The organism is Thiohalomonas denitrificans (assembly GCF_900102855.1).
In the GTDB taxonomy this organism is placed as follows: Bacteria; Pseudomonadota; Gammaproteobacteria; order Thiohalomonadales; family Thiohalomonadaceae; genus Thiohalomonas; species Thiohalomonas denitrificans.
The window spans coordinates 334,741-348,605 of record NZ_FMWD01000003.1 but is presented as its reverse complement, the minus strand read 5'-3'; the positions used below and the strand labels follow the sequence as shown (position 1 = coordinate 348,605).

At 59.5% G+C, this 13,865-nt stretch carries 15 protein-coding genes; 3 read left to right on the top strand and 12 right to left on the bottom strand.

Going from position 1 to position 13,865, the window contains the following annotated elements; genetic code table 11:
- Positions 1 to 71 precede the first annotated feature (71 nt).
- Complete coding sequence (locus BLP65_RS06295) at positions 72 to 479, top strand: Mth938-like domain-containing protein (protein ID WP_092994377.1); 408 nt, start codon at positions 72 to 74, stop codon at positions 477 to 479.
- A 244-nt stretch (positions 480 to 723) separates the two neighbouring features.
- On the opposite strand, the gene rpoS is transcribed toward BLP65_RS06295, so the two are convergent.
- The 5 genes from rpoS to surE all read right to left on the bottom strand — a co-directional run bounded on the left by rpoS (position 724) and on the right by surE (position 4,783).
- Entirely contained in the window at positions 724 to 1,680 is a 957-nt protein-coding gene (rpoS, locus tag BLP65_RS06290; RefSeq protein WP_092994112.1) for an RNA polymerase sigma factor RpoS, read from the bottom strand.
- 8 nt (positions 1,681 to 1,688) lie between these two features.
- Positions 1,689 to 2,285, bottom strand: a complete 597-nt coding sequence (locus tag BLP65_RS06285) for a peptidoglycan DD-metalloendopeptidase family protein (protein WP_245688250.1) — start codon at positions 2,283 to 2,285, stop codon at positions 1,689 to 1,691.
- A gap of 487 nt (positions 2,286 to 2,772) precedes the next feature.
- Positions 2,773 to 3,354 (bottom strand): YqaA family protein, encoded by a 582-nt coding sequence (locus tag BLP65_RS06280; protein WP_092994106.1) that lies wholly within the window; start codon positions 3,352 to 3,354, stop codon positions 2,773 to 2,775.
- Complete coding sequence (locus BLP65_RS06275; protein ID WP_092994103.1) at positions 3,354 to 4,028, bottom strand: protein-L-isoaspartate(D-aspartate) O-methyltransferase; 675 nt, start codon at positions 4,026 to 4,028, stop codon at positions 3,354 to 3,356. Before BLP65_RS06275 ends, BLP65_RS06280 begins: the two co-directional genes overlap by 1 nt.
- Entirely contained in the window at positions 4,025 to 4,783 is a 759-nt protein-coding gene (surE, locus tag BLP65_RS06270) for a 5'/3'-nucleotidase SurE (RefSeq protein WP_092994100.1), read from the bottom strand. The genes BLP65_RS06275 and surE overlap by 4 nt, the downstream gene beginning before the upstream one ends.
- A 105-nt stretch (positions 4,784 to 4,888) precedes the next feature.
- Here surE and BLP65_RS06265 point away from each other — a divergent pair, with 105 nt between their 5' ends.
- The gene (locus tag BLP65_RS06265) at positions 4,889 to 5,434 is read left to right on the top strand and encodes a Smr/MutS family protein (RefSeq protein ID WP_092994097.1); all 546 of its coding nucleotides are present in this window, start codon (positions 4,889 to 4,891) and stop codon (positions 5,432 to 5,434) included.
- On the opposite strand, the gene BLP65_RS06260 is transcribed toward BLP65_RS06265, so the two are convergent.
- Positions 5,407 to 7,020, bottom strand: coding sequence for a phosphomannomutase (locus BLP65_RS06260; protein WP_245688249.1), 1,614 nt, complete (start codon positions 7,018 to 7,020; stop codon positions 5,407 to 5,409). The two genes, BLP65_RS06265 and BLP65_RS06260, sit on opposite strands and share 28 nt — an antisense overlap.
- Positions 6,980 to 8,401 carry a mannose-1-phosphate guanylyltransferase/mannose-6-phosphate isomerase gene (locus BLP65_RS06255; protein ID WP_175452466.1) on the bottom strand — a complete coding sequence of 474 codons (1,422 nt, stop codon included), beginning with the start codon at positions 8,399 to 8,401 and terminating at the stop codon, positions 6,980 to 6,982. The genes BLP65_RS06260 and BLP65_RS06255 overlap by 41 nt, the downstream gene beginning before the upstream one ends.
- A gap of 421 nt (positions 8,402 to 8,822) precedes the next feature.
- Here BLP65_RS06255 and BLP65_RS06250 point away from each other — a divergent pair, with 421 nt between their 5' ends.
- Positions 8,823 to 9,731, top strand: a complete 909-nt coding sequence (locus BLP65_RS06250) for a hypothetical protein (protein ID WP_092994088.1) — start codon at positions 8,823 to 8,825, stop codon at positions 9,729 to 9,731.
- A gap of 44 nt (positions 9,732 to 9,775) precedes the next feature.
- Here the strand turns inward: BLP65_RS06250 and truD are convergent, their stop codons facing one another.
- The 5 genes from truD to eno all read right to left on the bottom strand — a co-directional run bounded on the left by truD (position 9,776) and on the right by eno (position 13,825).
- Complete coding sequence (gene truD / locus BLP65_RS06245; RefSeq protein ID WP_092994085.1) at positions 9,776 to 10,801, bottom strand: tRNA pseudouridine(13) synthase TruD; 1,026 nt, start codon at positions 10,799 to 10,801, stop codon at positions 9,776 to 9,778.
- Positions 10,798 to 11,274, bottom strand: coding sequence for a 2-C-methyl-D-erythritol 2,4-cyclodiphosphate synthase (ispF, locus tag BLP65_RS06240; RefSeq protein ID WP_092994082.1), 477 nt, complete (start codon positions 11,272 to 11,274; stop codon positions 10,798 to 10,800). The genes truD and ispF overlap by 4 nt, the downstream gene beginning before the upstream one ends.
- Complete coding sequence (ispD, locus tag BLP65_RS06235) at positions 11,271 to 11,981, bottom strand: 2-C-methyl-D-erythritol 4-phosphate cytidylyltransferase (protein WP_092994080.1); 711 nt, start codon at positions 11,979 to 11,981, stop codon at positions 11,271 to 11,273. The genes ispF and ispD overlap by 4 nt, the downstream gene beginning before the upstream one ends.
- 31 nt (positions 11,982 to 12,012) lie before the next feature.
- On the bottom strand, positions 12,013 to 12,285 hold the full coding sequence (gene ftsB, locus BLP65_RS06230; protein ID WP_092994077.1) for a cell division protein FtsB: 273 nt from the start codon (positions 12,283 to 12,285) through the stop codon (positions 12,013 to 12,015).
- A gap of 244 nt (positions 12,286 to 12,529) precedes the next feature.
- The gene (gene eno, locus BLP65_RS06225) at positions 12,530 to 13,825 is read right to left on the bottom strand and encodes a phosphopyruvate hydratase (protein WP_092994074.1); all 1,296 of its coding nucleotides are present in this window, start codon (positions 13,823 to 13,825) and stop codon (positions 12,530 to 12,532) included.
- Between the last annotated feature and the right edge of the window lie 40 nt (positions 13,826 to 13,865).

The window sequence follows — 13,865 nt, the reverse complement described above, 5'->3', positions numbered from 1 at the left end:
CGGGCACGGCAAATACGTCCCGGTCCTCAAGCCTGAATCGCACAGCCTACCCAAAAATCACCCAAAAACCGATGAAATTTTCCCAGGACCTTACTGCCAGCGGTTACGCCATCCACGGATATAGCGAAGGCGAGATTGTCGTGGCTCTGCCCGCTTCGGAGGCAGACCGGGAAAACCGCGGCCGTAAACACCTGACCCACAGTTTTGTGATTACCCACGAAGTCCTGTTGGAAGACTGGCCCCCGGAGAGACTTGAGGAACTCGAGGTCGAACATTTCGAGCAGGTAGCGGCTCTGGAGCCGGAGGTGGTCATCTTCGGTACGGGGCCGTCATTGCGTTTCCCGCGACCGGAGATATCCGCTGTATTTGCCGAACGTGGGGTGGGATTGGAGGTTATGGACTCGCGCGCCGCTTGCCGAACCTACAACATCCTTGCCGCCGAAGGTCGCCGTGTCGCGGCCGCACTGCTGATTCCCTGAGGAGCTGACGGCTCCAAAATGCAGGTTGGCGCTGAGGAACGAAGCCCAACCAAATCAGCGTTGGGGTTCGCATAACTCACCCCAACCTACAAAAAAACGATGTTCTCGGACAGGGCTCCTAGGAGCCTGTCCGAGGATAGCGACCGTGGCCAATCAGGCTTGGCCGCACGACTCCATGGATGGAGGAGTTAGAGCGAAGCAGGATGCCAGAGCCGAGTAGGTCCGCCTATTTTCGGACAGGCTCCTAGAGCGCTTCGCCGCTGTAGCCCTCTTTCTCCATGATCTCGCGCATGCGCCGCAGGGCTTCAATCTGGATTTGGCGAACCCGTTCACGGGTGACGCCGATCTGGTTGCCAACGTCCTCCAGTGTACTCACATCGTGCCCGTGAAGACCGAAGCGTCTTTCCACCACTTCCCTCTGTTTGTCAGAGAGTTTGGTGAGCCAGGCGCTAATGTTGGTCTTGAGGTTACTGTCCTGAAGCAGGTCCGACGGGTCAATATTGTTGTCGTCCGGAATGGAGTCCAGCACCGATTTATCAGCATCACGCCCGAGCGGCACATCCACCGATGTAACCCGCTCATTGAGGCTCAGCATCCGCTTGACGTCCTCGACCGGCTTGTCGAGGACCTCCGAAATCTCCTCGGGAGTGGGATCGTGGTCGAGCTTCTGCGCCAACTGGCGCGCCGCCCGCAGATAGACGTTGATCTCCTTGACCACATGGATCGGTAGGCGGATGGTGCGGGTCTGATTCATGATGGCCCGTTCGATAGTTTGACGGATCCACCAGGTCGCATAGGTGGAAAAACGGAATCCGCGCTCCGGATCGAACTTTTCCACCGCGCGGATGAGCCCGAGATTGCCCTCTTCAATCAGGTCGAGCAGTGCCAGCCCCCGATTCAGGTAGCGCCTGGCGATTTTCACCACCAGCCGCAGGTTGGATTCGATCATTCGCTTACGCGCGCTCTCGTCACCCTTTTGGGCCAGGCGCGCATAAAAAACCTCTTCTTCCGCCGACAATAGCGGCGAGAAACCGATTTCGCTCAAGTACAGACGGGTAGCATCCATCTGCCCATCCGGCACATCACCGGCAGTGAACTGGCTTTTCGCCTCCTCGGCATCCACAACCGCTTCCTCCCGGTCTGAACTCTCCTCCACGTAGGCTTCAAAGACCGTGACTTCATTGAGACTTTTCTTGGCCATAGAAAATCCTAGTTTTTTGTGGGTAAATAACGCATGGGATCAACAGGACGTCCATTTTTACGGATCTCAAAATGAAGTATAGACCCTGATTTGGACCTTTGCCCCATTTCGGCGATTTTTTGTCCAGCCCCGACCCGTTCACCCTCCCCGACCAACAACCGACGGTTATGGCCATAGGCACTCAGATAAGTGTCACTGTGTTTGATGATCACCATATTTCCGTACCCGATCAACCCCTTACCGCTATAAACCACCTCACCTCCAGCCGTTGCCAGGATTGGCTGACCGACCCGGCCCCGGATATCGATGCCTTTTTTCCCTTGCTGAAGCGCAAAACGTGTCACCACCTTGCCCGCCGCCGGCCACCGCCATTTGCTGGAGGCGGTAACGTTTTGATTGCCGGAGGGGCTGTTTTGTTCGATGGGTTTTGTCTTGACAGTAGAACGCCTGGCAGCGGGGGCTTGCTGTTTAGCGGCTGTGGTTTCGGCCTTTGGTTTCTTTGGTTTCGGAGGGTCGGGCCGCTGTTCCGGTTTCCTGGCACTGATGGATTTTTCTACAACCGGTTTCGAATAATACGCCAGTGGCTTCAGGGCCTGCGGGTCCACCGGACTCAGTGAGAGTTGCTGCCCGGGATAGATGCGATAGGGAGAGGTGATCCGATTCCAGCGGGCGATTTCACGATAGTCCAGCCCGTAGTTAAACGCGATGGAATAGAGGGTATCCCCGGGTCGGACTTGGTGATACCCCGTGTCCCGCATCTGGGGCATGCTGCAAGCGGAAAGGCCCAGCAGGACACTACCGACTACGAAAATCCGAAACCACCCGCCAGTGTACTGTTGCATGCTTGGCGGTGCTTTCAGCGAGCCGCTGGCCGGCCAGCTGCTAGGCGCGCTTGCACAGGAATGGCGGGCCCTTTCAAGCAAGCGCAACGCCGCAGATGGCCGGCCAGCGGCTTGCCCGAAGGGAGCCCCCCAAAAAACGCAATGACGGCGTTGCAGCGCTTGACAAGGGAATAACCATTGCCTGCGCGCTGCGCCTTGTCCTGACGTTTTTGGGGGGCTCTGAAAGTATCGCCAAGCATGCAGCAGTACACTAGACATCAGTACCGTTCAAGACCAGATACGCGATAATCGCCAATGCGACAGTCACCCAGCCGATGCGATCAATATAGAGCCTCAGGGTACGCTCCATGCGCGCCCCTCCCCACACCATGAGTGCGGACACCAGATAAAATCGACCCCCGCGGCTAATCAGCGAAGCAAGCGCAAAAGCCAGTGGGGGCATGCCTGTTACTCCCGCGGCGATGGTAAACACTTTGTAGGGAACCGGGGAAAAACCGGCCAGGAAAACCGCCCAGAAACCCCACTCGGCGAACCAGCCTCGCACCTCCTGATATTTGCTCCAGTATCCCGCCTGATGCAGCATCGGTTCAATCAATTCGAACAGGAAGTGGCCGATAAGATATCCAAACAGCCCCCCGATCACCGACGCAATGGTGGTGATACCGGCATACCGCCATGCCTTGGAGGGATTGGCCAGCGCCATGGGCGCCAGCATCATGTCCGGTGGAATCGGAAAAAAGGAGGACTCGGCAAAGCTCATCCCCGCCAGATAGCGAGGTGCATACGGGTGAACTGCCCAGCGCATGACCCTGCTGTAGATGGCGGAAAACATCAGCTGACCACCTGTGAGCGACCTACCAGGCCCTTCAGCATCGGGACGAAACTCACCGATTCGACCACCTCCTGCTCGCAGACGTCGCCGTGACGGGTAATCACCACCAGCTCCTGCTGCTCACCCTCCCCTACCGGCAGAACCATCCGTCCGCCATCGGCCAACTGATATAGCAGTGCTTCCGGAATCTCGGCTGGCGCCGCGGCGACCAGAATGGCATCAAACGGCGCATGCTGAGTCCAGCCATCGTAACCGTCACCCAAACGCAATGAGACGTTGTAAATGGAAAGTTCACGAAGATGGCGCCTGGCCTTGTGGTAGAGAGCCTCGATGCGTTCCACGCCGTACACCTTCTCGACCAGTTGGGCGAGGACCGCCGTCTGATAACCGCAGCCGGAGCCCACCTCCAGCACCGTTCGGGGCGCCCCCTGCATGACCAGTTCGGTCATGCGCGCAACGATGTAGGGCTGCGAGATAGTCTGACCACTGCCAATCGGCAATGCCGTGTCCTCATAGGCGCGGGTCTCCAGGGCCTCATCGACGAAGATATGCCGGGGAAGGCTTCGCATCACATCGAGCACACGTTTATCGGTCACGCCCTGTTCGGACAACCTTTGCGCCAGCCGTTCGCGGGTACGCTGTGAGGTCATGCCAATGCCCACGTGACGATTCATCGAAGAGTTCCTATCGGTGGCAGCCAGCGCGCAATGGCCTCGATGGCATTGTAGCGAGTGAGGTCCACCTGAATGGGCGTAACGGAAGCGCGGCCGCTTCGAGTAGCGTGAAAGTCGGTCCCCGGACCCGCGTCCTGCTCCGCACCGGCCGGACCAATCCAGTATATGGTCCGATCACGCGGGTCGGTGTCGCGAATGACCGGTTCGGACTTGTGCCGTCGGCCCAGTCGAGTTGCCTCGATACCCTGCAGCGCATCCCAAGGCAGGTCGGGGACATTCACGTTCAGGATCGTATCCGCCGGAAGCGGCGCCTCGCGCAGGCGCTTGATAAGCTCGACCGCCACCCGGGCGGCAGTCTCGAAGTGCTGCGGCTGGTGACTGGTCAGGGAGACCGCGATGGCAGGGAGGCCGAGGAAGCGCCCTTCCATGGCCGCAGCAACGGTGCCGGAATAGAGCACGTCGTCACCCATGTTGGCCCCGGCATTTATCCCCGACACCACCATATCCGGCTCCTCATCGAGGAAGCCGGTGACCGCCAGGTGAACACAGTCCGTCGGGGTGCCGTCGACACGAATCACGTCGGGCGCTACCCGGTGAGCCCGCAATGGCCTTTCCAGGGTCAGCGAATTGCTGGCCCCGCTACGATCCCGTTCCGGGGCCACGACAGTGACATCTCCCAACTGCTTTAGCGACTCGGCGAGACAACGCAGACCCGGTGCCTGGTAGCCATCATCATTGCTGACGAGAATCTTCATTCCTTGCTGACTTACGCTTCTTCGAAGACGCGTACTATACCCGAACAGAGGGGCGGAAGCAGCCGGAGAGCGGTCGTGATAGACTCCGACTTTAAGGTTCATGTCATGGCGAGCAAATATCAAATAACCGAAGAGGAGCAGGCCCTGTTCCGCGAGACGGTACGCGATGCAGTACCGCTTTGCGACGACCGTGTGTCGCCCTATCGCCAGCGCCCTCGACCTCACCCCCAGCAACAGGAGCGCGATGACCGGGAAGTGCTTCGTGACCTGCTTTCCGATCCGCTGGATCCCGCCGATCTGGAAACCGGCGATGAGCTGCTTTTCGCCCGTGCCGGCCTGCAGCACACGGTAACCCGCAAGCTCCGCCGTGGCCATTACAGTATCCGGGCCGAACTGGACCTGCACGGTCTGACCTCCAAAGAGGCGCGGCAGGCCGTGGTGGAATTTCTCGCCGATTGTCACCGACAGGATATCCGGTGCGTACGCATCATTCACGGAAAGGGCAACGGCTCCATGAATCGGGAGCCGATCCTCAAGCGAAAGGTGGCCCACTGGCTGCGGCAGCGGGAGGATGTTCTGGCCTACGCATCGGCCACTCCGACGGACGGCGGCACGGGTGCCGTCTACGTCCTGCTACGCAGGCCCCGCTGATCAACGGGTTGACCGGCTACACGATCCTCCGCCCCGGGCGGCGACCGATGCATAAAATCCTCTTTCCAGCTCTCCAACGTCCGCAGGCAGTGGGCCAGGAGACGGGCACTGCGCTGTTCGGAATCCGACTCCACATAGCAGCGAATTTCCGGGGCGTTGCCTGACGGGCGGAGATGAATGATCTCGCCATTTTCGAAGGTAACCCGCAGACCGTCGGTGATATCCGACCCGACCGGCGAACCGCCAATCCCGAATATTTCTACAAACCCTCCCGGGTCATCTGCCCCGTTAGGGGAAAGGGAGTCCAGCTTTAGCCTCGCCCACTCTGCAGGAAACCCCTGGATCCGATCGCTGGCCGTATGACGGTCTGGCAGTGAGGCGACCAGTCGGGATACACCACCGCTCTCCCGGGCCAGGCGAAGCAGGATCAGCACCACGATCACCGCGTCCCGCGTCGGTAATGGCGACAACGAGCGCTCTTCACGATCAATCCGGGTTGCAGTCAGAAATCCACCGTTAGCCTCGTAGCCGACGACGGTTTTGGCACCTTCGCGGCATGCACGATTCATTGCCTCGATGACAAACGGCGAACCAATCCGCGTTCGCAGCACCTCGCTGAATGCCCCGGTTTTCTCCACAGCGGTGTTGGAGCTGACCGGAGTGACCACCGTATCCGCGCCGAGGTAGCGGGCACAAAGGATTCCGGCAACATCTCCCCGTATCCAGTCGCCATTTTCATCACTGACCATGGGGCGGTCGCCATCGCCATCGGTCGATACGACACTATCGAGGCGGTACTCGGTCGACCAACGCCGGGCCAGTACCCGATCTTCGGCCCTGATGGCCTCGGTATCAACCGGCACAAAGCGCTCTGAATAGCCCAAGGCAATGACCTCGGCACCCAGGGTCGTCAGCACCCGTTTCAGAACTTTACTCGCCACGCTCGAGTGTTCATAAATCCCGACCCTAAAGCCGTCAAGACACCCGGCCGGAAAGAAATCCAGATAGCGCCGGACATAGCGTTCGAATGCGGCGGGATCGACCTTCGGCAGTTCAGGGGGCACCGACAGACTGCCAGCTCTGTCGAAGCGGCTTGCCGGTATCGCAACCATCTGCGCCCGGATCGCGGTTTCGTCGGATTTCAGGATCTCGCCCGAGGGTGTATTGAACTTCAGGCCGTTTCGATCATCCGGGATATGGCTTCCGGTGACCATGATGGCGGGTAGTCCGTTGGACATACCGTAAAGCGCCAGGGCCGGCGAAGGTACGAAGCCGCTGTTGATCACCTGGTACCCTCTGGACCGGGCAGCCGTCGCTACAGCCGCCATGATGCGAACCGTGCTGGAACGCAGGTCACCGGCAATCGCAAGCTTGCCGGGGCCGGTTTGTCCCTGCTGCTCCAGATGCTGGAGGAAGGCCAGGGTATAGGCGTAGCAGACTTCGTCGGTCATAGCTGCAACAGTCCCGCGGGCGCCACTCGTCCCGAACCCGACCCCGCTGCGGACCATGAGTTGCTCGATTTCCCAGTGCCGCTCCATCATTCCCTCAAGCCCGGTCGCCGGTTTCAGACATACGCTGGTAGTCATCCTGAAAACGGACGATGTCGTCTTCACCCAAATAACTACCGGTCTGGACTTCAATAAGCTCCAACGGAATCTTGCCCGGATTCTCCAGGCGGTGGAGTGTGCCCAACGGAATATAGGTCGACTGATCCTCGCTGATCAGGTGAGTCTCCTCATTACAAATGACTCTGGCCGTACCTCGCACGACAATCCAGTGCTCAGCCCGATGGTGGTGCATCTGCAGTGAAAGGGCGGCGCCCGGATTGACGATGATCTTTTTCACCTGAAAACGATCAGCGCGGCTTACTCCTTCATAGAAGCCCCACGGTCGATGTACCCGACGGTGAAAATCGCACTCGTCACGCCCGGCCGCTTTCAATTGTTCGACAATCAGCTTGACCTCCTGGCTACGATGCTTGTCGGCAACCAGAATCGCATCGGGGGTTTCAATGACGATACAGTCTTTCAGGCCAATCGTTGCCACCAGCCGATCTTCGGCACGGATGTAGCTCCCTGTGGTATCTACGGTCAGAGCATCACCCTTGATCACATTGCCGTGCCCGTCGCTCTCTTCGGCATCGCAGAGTGCCGACCAGGAACCGATGTCGCTCCATCCAGCTTCGAGGGGAACCACTACCGCCGAATCGGTGTGCTCCATGACGGCATAATCGATCGAGACATTGGGGCAGGTGGTGAAGGCGGCCGGGTCCAGCCTCGTGAAAACCAGGTCACGGGTTCCCGATTGGTAGGCCTCGGAACAGGCCCTCACGATCTCCGGGGCCCACAACTCGAGTTCCTCGAGAATGCGATCGGCACGAAATAGAAACATACCGCCGTTCCAGTAGTAGTCACCCGAGTCCAGGTATGCTTCAGCCGTCAACGCATCGGGCTTCTCGACAAATCGGGAAACCTGCGACACGCGGCCGCCCTCGACCGCCCGGATATAGCCGTAACCGGTCTCCGGCCGGGTGGGCACGATTCCGAAAGTCGCCAGGGCACCCTCTTCAGCTGCCGTCGCCGCCTGGGCGACCGCTTTACGAAATGCAGCTGTATCCACCAGCAAGTGATCGGCCGGGAGCACGATGAGCAGTTCGTCGGGATCCTTTTCACGGGCAGCCATGGCTGCAATGGCGATGGCGGGTGCTGTATTGCGTCCGAAGGGCTCGAGGATAATCTCGCCCTCCTCGATACCGAGTTCCCGCAACTGTTCAGCCACCAGAAACCGATGCTGTTCATTGCAGATGACCGTCGGGAGCCGCCCGCCATCGATCCCCTCCAGCCGCTCCACTGTTGTCTGCAACATGGTCTTGTTGCCGACAAGGGGCAGGAACTGTTTGGGGTGTGACGAACGCGACAGGGGCCAGAGACGGCTTCCTGCACCGCCTGCGAGAATTACCGGAACCATGACAAACAATCCATGTTTTTCTTCCTGAATGTGGCGTTAGCACGAAATTTTTTCTGCTGACGCTATCTTCTTCCAGTATAGATTGAATATTCCCTTCGGCGAAGACAGACAAAAAGCATTCACGGTTCAAGAAACGACTAACAAGCCCGTTTCTGGTAGGGAATGCACCCTCTTTTTGCGAACCATGCGGCAACACCGGGAACTGGATACCGTTATCTTCCCACTGCAGATTTGGCAGGAGCCTGTTCGAGAACATCGTTTTTGCAGGTTGGGATGAGTTATGCGAACCCCGACGCTGATTTTGTTGGGCTTCGTTCCTCAGCGCCAACCTGCATTTTGGAGCCCATTGCTATTCTCGGACAGACCCACTAGGCCGATTCTTCTTTGGAACGATCCAACATTGACTAGCGGAGAAGGTTTGATGTTAATACACCGCACAGTTTCCCCACTGCTGCTTGCTGTGGGTCTGGCCCTGTCCAGTAGCGCCGTTTCAGCCGCGGAAAGCTTCTGCCCGAAGGGGAGTGACCCGGATCCGGCTGTCCTCTGGTGCGACAGCTTCGAGGATGAGGATCTGGGGCCCAAGGGAACTGTCGCCGAAAACTATGCCGAATATAACGACGATGACGGTGACTTCCGGCGGACGACCTCCCAGAACGCCCATGGAAAATATGCGCTGCAAGCGCGCTTTCAGTCCGGAGAAGTGAGCGCCGGATGGCTCTACAGGCATTTCGGGCGCAACCCGCTGGGCAGCCAAAGCCACGGGAGTTCCGATTTCAGGGAAATCTACTGGCGCTACTACACCAAATTGCAGGACGGGTTTATCGGATACCCGGACAAGAGTTCCCGGGTCACCATCTTTGCCAATGGTAACCGGGCCCAGGCGATGATCGGGCATATCTGGTCGGACTCCAGTGATCGCGCCTATCTGAAGATGGACCCGGCCTCCGGCATCGAGGACGACCGCCTTGTCACGACAAAATGGAATGACTTCAGCAATCTCACCTGGCTGGGCGCGCGAAAAGGAACCACACCGTTGCAGGCCGGGAAGTGGCACTGCGTCGAATCACGTATCAAGCTGAATAGCCCGGGGAAGGCGGATGGGATATTCGAGTACCGGATCGACGGCAAACTGCAGGCCAGCCGCACCGACCTGAACTGGGTGGGCCGTTGGGATGATTACGGGATCAACTCCGTCATGCTCGAAAACTACTGGAACAGCAGTTCACCCGCGGATCAGAAGCGCTATCTGGACGCCTTTGTGATCTCTACCCAACCGATCGGCTGTGTCTCCGTGGCCCCGAACCCTCCGACAAACGTATCCGTACAGTAAGCCTGGGGCTCCCGCCCGGAAGCGGGAGCCCTTCGGACCGGCTTCTATTCGACCTCAAGCAGTTCCCGAAGCACCGTGGTGGCGTAGGTGCCGGGGTCCAGCTGAAAGGCGATTTCCAAGGTGTCGGTCTGCAGATTCCACTCAAGATGGCGGACCGGAAGGCGGAGTGCCCGGCGCTCCTGCTTCAGTCGCGCAGCTTCCAAACCCTCCTTGAAGCTATCCAGGCCGGTCAACACCTGGTCTTCCAGCCGCAGCGCATCCTCTGCAGGCATACGGTGTCCTTCTCCCCAGAGAGGTCCGGTGGGATGGATCTCTCCCGCTCCCACGCGGCCGGGAAGCGCACTGTCGTCGGCCTCGCCGGGAAAGACGGCACTACGTCCGTCCAGCATCAGTACCTCGCCGGTGAGCGGGCGATTCCAGGTGTTGGTCAGGACCCGCTCCGAGAGTACGCGATTGAACAGCCAGGAGCGGGCGGCCGAGAGATAGAGCCCCCGTTTCGTACGGTTACGTTCGCGAAACTCGCCGCGAAACAGGGCTTCGGCCCGGTCCAGGTTCCCGGCACCTCGCCCGAACCGCTGGGGTCCAAAGTAGTTCGGGACACCCTGCGCTTTAATGATTTCGAGGCGCTCCTGCAACTCACCCCGGTCGGCTTCGACCTCGCGTACCACCAGGGAGAAACGGTTGCCCTTCAGCGCACCGCGGCGCAATTTGCGTCCATGCCTAATGCTATCCAGGATCCGGACTTCATCACTCTCCAGTGCGGACCAGTCCGGCTCATCGCTGCCACCCAGCCGCACGCTGAACCACTGGGTGGTGACGGCATGGCGATCCTTCATCCCGGCGAAACTGACATCCACCGGCCGTACACCGGCGAGCCGGGTCAGCAAACGGGCAACGAAGTCGGTATTCGCACCACGCTTTTCGACATGCAGCAGGACGTGTTCGCCAGCGCCATCAGGCGTGACCAGGGGGATTTCATCGACGCGAAAATCCTCCGGCGCTGTGCGAATCACACCGGTTCCGGCGGGACCGCCGTGCGCGAAGGCCCACTCCATGGGCCAGGAGGTCATGGGCGCTCCTCGAGCAAGGCCACGGCGTGGGTGGCGATCCCTTCGGCACGGCCCGTAAAACCCATTTTTTCGGTAGTGGTTGCCTTGACGTTCACCCGACCCGGTTCGATGTCGAGGTCCGCGGCAATGTTCACGCGCATGTTCTCGATGTATTCCGAGAGTCTGGGGGTCTGGGCAATGATGGTCAGATCGACATTGCCGACGCTGAACCCCCTGGTGGTGAGGGTTGCAACCACCCGCCGTAACAGAATGCGACTATCGATATCCTTGAAATCGTCACTGGTATCGGGGAAATGTTTGCCGATATCGCCGAGCCCGGCCGCACCCAGCAATGCATCACACAGGGCGTGCAGAACCACATCCCCGTCGGAGTGCGCCGCCATGCCCTTCTCGAACTCGACCCGAACGCCCCCCAGCACCAGCTGGCGCTCCGGAGCAAAGCGGTGCGCATCATAACCGTGGCCAATCCTCATGCCTCCTCCTGCTGAGCCAGATAGAGTGCCGCCAGGGGTAGATCCTGGGGACGGGTGATCTTGATGTTGTCGCCGTGACCTTCGACCATCTTCGGTCGATATCCGGCCCGTTCGATGGCTGCCGCTTCGTCGGTGACCCATTCGCCGGCTTCCAGGGCCGCCCAAAGGGCTTGCCGTAGCAAACCAAAGCGAAACATCTGCGGTGTCAAAGCGCGCCAGAGCCCTTCCCGGGATATGGTCTCCAGGACATCCCCCCGGCTATCGGTCCGCTTCACCGTATCCGCAATCGGCAGCCCCAACAGGCCACCCACCGGATGTCCCGCCAGCTCGGACAGCAGGGCATCGAGGTCCTCGGCCCTCAGACAGGGACGTGCCGCATCGTGCACCAACACCCAGTCATCATCATCGGCCCGTCCGGCCAGCTGTTCCAGACCGTTAAGGACGGAATGGCAGCGTTCCTCGCCTCCCGGTACCGTTTCCAACGCCACGGGCACCTTTGGTGCCGACCAATATTCATCCTCGGTGTTGATGGCAACCACCAGGCCGCGCAAGCCCCGATGAGACCCCAGGCGATGCAGGGTATGGTCAATCACTCGATGGCCATTGAGTTCCAGGTACTGCTTGGGCCTTTCGCCATTCATGCGCCGGCCGACACCGGCCGCGGGCACCACTGCCCACCAATCGGCAATAGAATATGGGGAGTTCATCGCGCCTCGCGATGCCGCAAGAAGGGTTCGTTCACTCTTCCACCACCTGATAGAAAGTCTCACCCTCTCTGATCATTCCCAGCTCGGTGCGCGCCCGCTCCTCGATGGCCTCTCGGCCCTTCTTCAGGTCACGAACCTCCGCCTCCAGCGCCCGGTTGCGCTCGCGTAATCCGGCGTTTTCCGCACTCTGGGATTCGATAGCGGCATTGAGTTGGCGAACCTTGAGCAATCCGCCGTCTCCCAACCACAGCTTGTACTGCAGGAGCGCCAGCAAGAGGATGAGGGTTGTGGCAAGCAGTCTCATGACGGGACCAGATACTCAGCAGATACACCGAAGATAGCGGTATTTGCATCGCAGAGACGCCGAACATGCCGAGGTTTACAAAATTGCTGATTAGGGTGCGACAGACAGGAAATCCATCGACAAGCGTCTTCATCAGCGAACCTCGACACCCGCAGCGCCTTTGCGGTGTTCCCATCCATCGGGTGGGTGCATCCAAGGATGCCCGGAGAGACCTGTCCGGGCAACCCCAGCCGTCACATTCGAATCACTTCAGGTTGTAGAAAGCACCGCGACCGGGATAACTGGTTTTTTTGCCCAGTGCCTCTTCGATGCGCAGCAGGCGATTGTACTTGGCCACGCGATCGGAGCGGGAGAGCGAGCCGGTCTTGATCTGACCCGCATTGGTGGCCACCGCCAGGTCGGCAATGGTGGTGTCTTCCGTCTCGCCGGAGCGATGGGAGATGACCGCCGTGTAGTTTGCCTCTTTGGCCATTTTGATGGCTGCCAGTGTCTCGGTCAAAGTGCCGATCTGGTTCACCTTGATCAGAATGGAGTTACCGACCCCCTTGTCGATGCCCTCCTTCAGAATCTCGGTATTGGTAACGAACAGGTCGTCGCCGACCAGCTGCACCCTGTCGCCGAGCCGTTCGGTCAGGATCTTCCAGCCTTCCCAGTCGCTCTCATCCATGGCGTCTTCGATGGAGATGATCGGGTACTTGTCGACCCAGGCGGCCAGATAATCGACGAACTCTTCGGAGCTGAGGCTTTTGCCTTCGGATTCGAGGACATATTTGCCATCCTTGTAGAACTCGGAGGCAGCGGCGTCCACGGCCAGCATGATGTCTTCACCCGCCGTGTAGCCTGCCTGTTTGATGGCCTCGAGGATCACCTCGATCGCCGCCTCGTTGGAAGGCAGGTCGGGGGCAAACCCGCCCTCATCGCCGACCGCCGTACTCATGCCCTTTTCCGCCAGTACCTTCTTGAGGGCATGGAAGATTTCGGCACCGTAACGCACCGCCTCCGCCATGCTGGGAGCACCAACCGGCATGATCATGAACTCCTGCAGGTCCACGCTGTTGTCCGCGTGGGCGCCGCCATTGACGATATTCATCATCGGCACCGGCATCGTGAACTCCTGTGCCAGAGACAGGTTGCGATAAAGCGGCAGTTCGTGGGCGGCAGCAGTCGCCTTGGCGGCGGCCAGGGAGACGGCCAACAGAGCGTTCGCCCCGAGGCGCGCCTTGTTGGGCGTGCCGTCCAGGTCGATCAGCAGGCGATCGAGGGCCTCCTGATCATTGGCATCGAAGCCGACCAGCTTCTGGCGGATTTCACCGTTGATATTATCCACAGCCTGGCGAACACCCTTCCCGAGGTAGCGATTGCTATCGCCATCCCGCAGCTCGATGGCTTCACGTGATCCCGTAGAGGCTCCGGAAGGTACGGCCGCGCGGCCAAGCGTCCCGTCGACCAGGAAAACGTCCGCTTCCACGGTCGGGTTGCCGCGGGAGTCGAGGATTTCCCGGCCCCTGATATCACGAATCTGAGTCTTCAGTGTGCTCATCGTCCTTCCCGTTTTCGTTTTTGTTAGATGAAATTCATCG

Coding starts and splice junctions, on each gene's coding strand:
- BLP65_RS06250 (WP_092994088.1), top strand. CDS start 8,823: ATGTTAATACACCGCACAGTTTCCCCACTGCTGCTTGCTGTGGGTCTG.
- BLP65_RS06260 (WP_245688249.1), bottom strand. CDS start 7,020: ATGACTACCAGCGTATGTCTGAAACCGGCGACCGGGCTTGAGGGAATG.
- truD (WP_092994085.1), bottom strand. CDS start 10,801: ATGACCTCCTGGCCCATGGAGTGGGCCTTCGCGCACGGCGGTCCCGCC.
- BLP65_RS06265 (WP_092994097.1), top strand. CDS start 4,889: ATGGCGAGCAAATATCAAATAACCGAAGAGGAGCAGGCCCTGTTCCGC.
- ftsB (WP_092994077.1), bottom strand. CDS start 12,285: ATGAGACTGCTTGCCACAACCCTCATCCTCTTGCTGGCGCTCCTGCAG.
- BLP65_RS06255 (WP_175452466.1), bottom strand. CDS start 8,401: ATGGTTCCGGTAATTCTCGCAGGCGGTGCAGGAAGCCGTCTCTGGCCC.
- BLP65_RS06275 (WP_092994103.1), bottom strand. CDS start 4,028: ATGAATCGTCACGTGGGCATTGGCATGACCTCACAGCGTACCCGCGAA.
- ispD (WP_092994080.1), bottom strand. CDS start 11,981: ATGAACTCCCCATATTCTATTGCCGATTGGTGGGCAGTGGTGCCCGCG.
- BLP65_RS06280 (WP_092994106.1), bottom strand. CDS start 3,354: ATGTTTTCCGCCATCTACAGCAGGGTCATGCGCTGGGCAGTTCACCCG.
- eno (WP_092994074.1), bottom strand. CDS start 13,825: ATGAGCACACTGAAGACTCAGATTCGTGATATCAGGGGCCGGGAAATC.
- rpoS (WP_092994112.1), bottom strand. CDS start 1,680: ATGGCCAAGAAAAGTCTCAATGAAGTCACGGTCTTTGAAGCCTACGTG.
- ispF (WP_092994082.1), bottom strand. CDS start 11,274: ATGAGGATTGGCCACGGTTATGATGCGCACCGCTTTGCTCCGGAGCGC.
- BLP65_RS06295 (WP_092994377.1), top strand. CDS start 72: ATGAAATTTTCCCAGGACCTTACTGCCAGCGGTTACGCCATCCACGGA.
- surE (WP_092994100.1), bottom strand. CDS start 4,783: ATGAAGATTCTCGTCAGCAATGATGATGGCTACCAGGCACCGGGTCTG.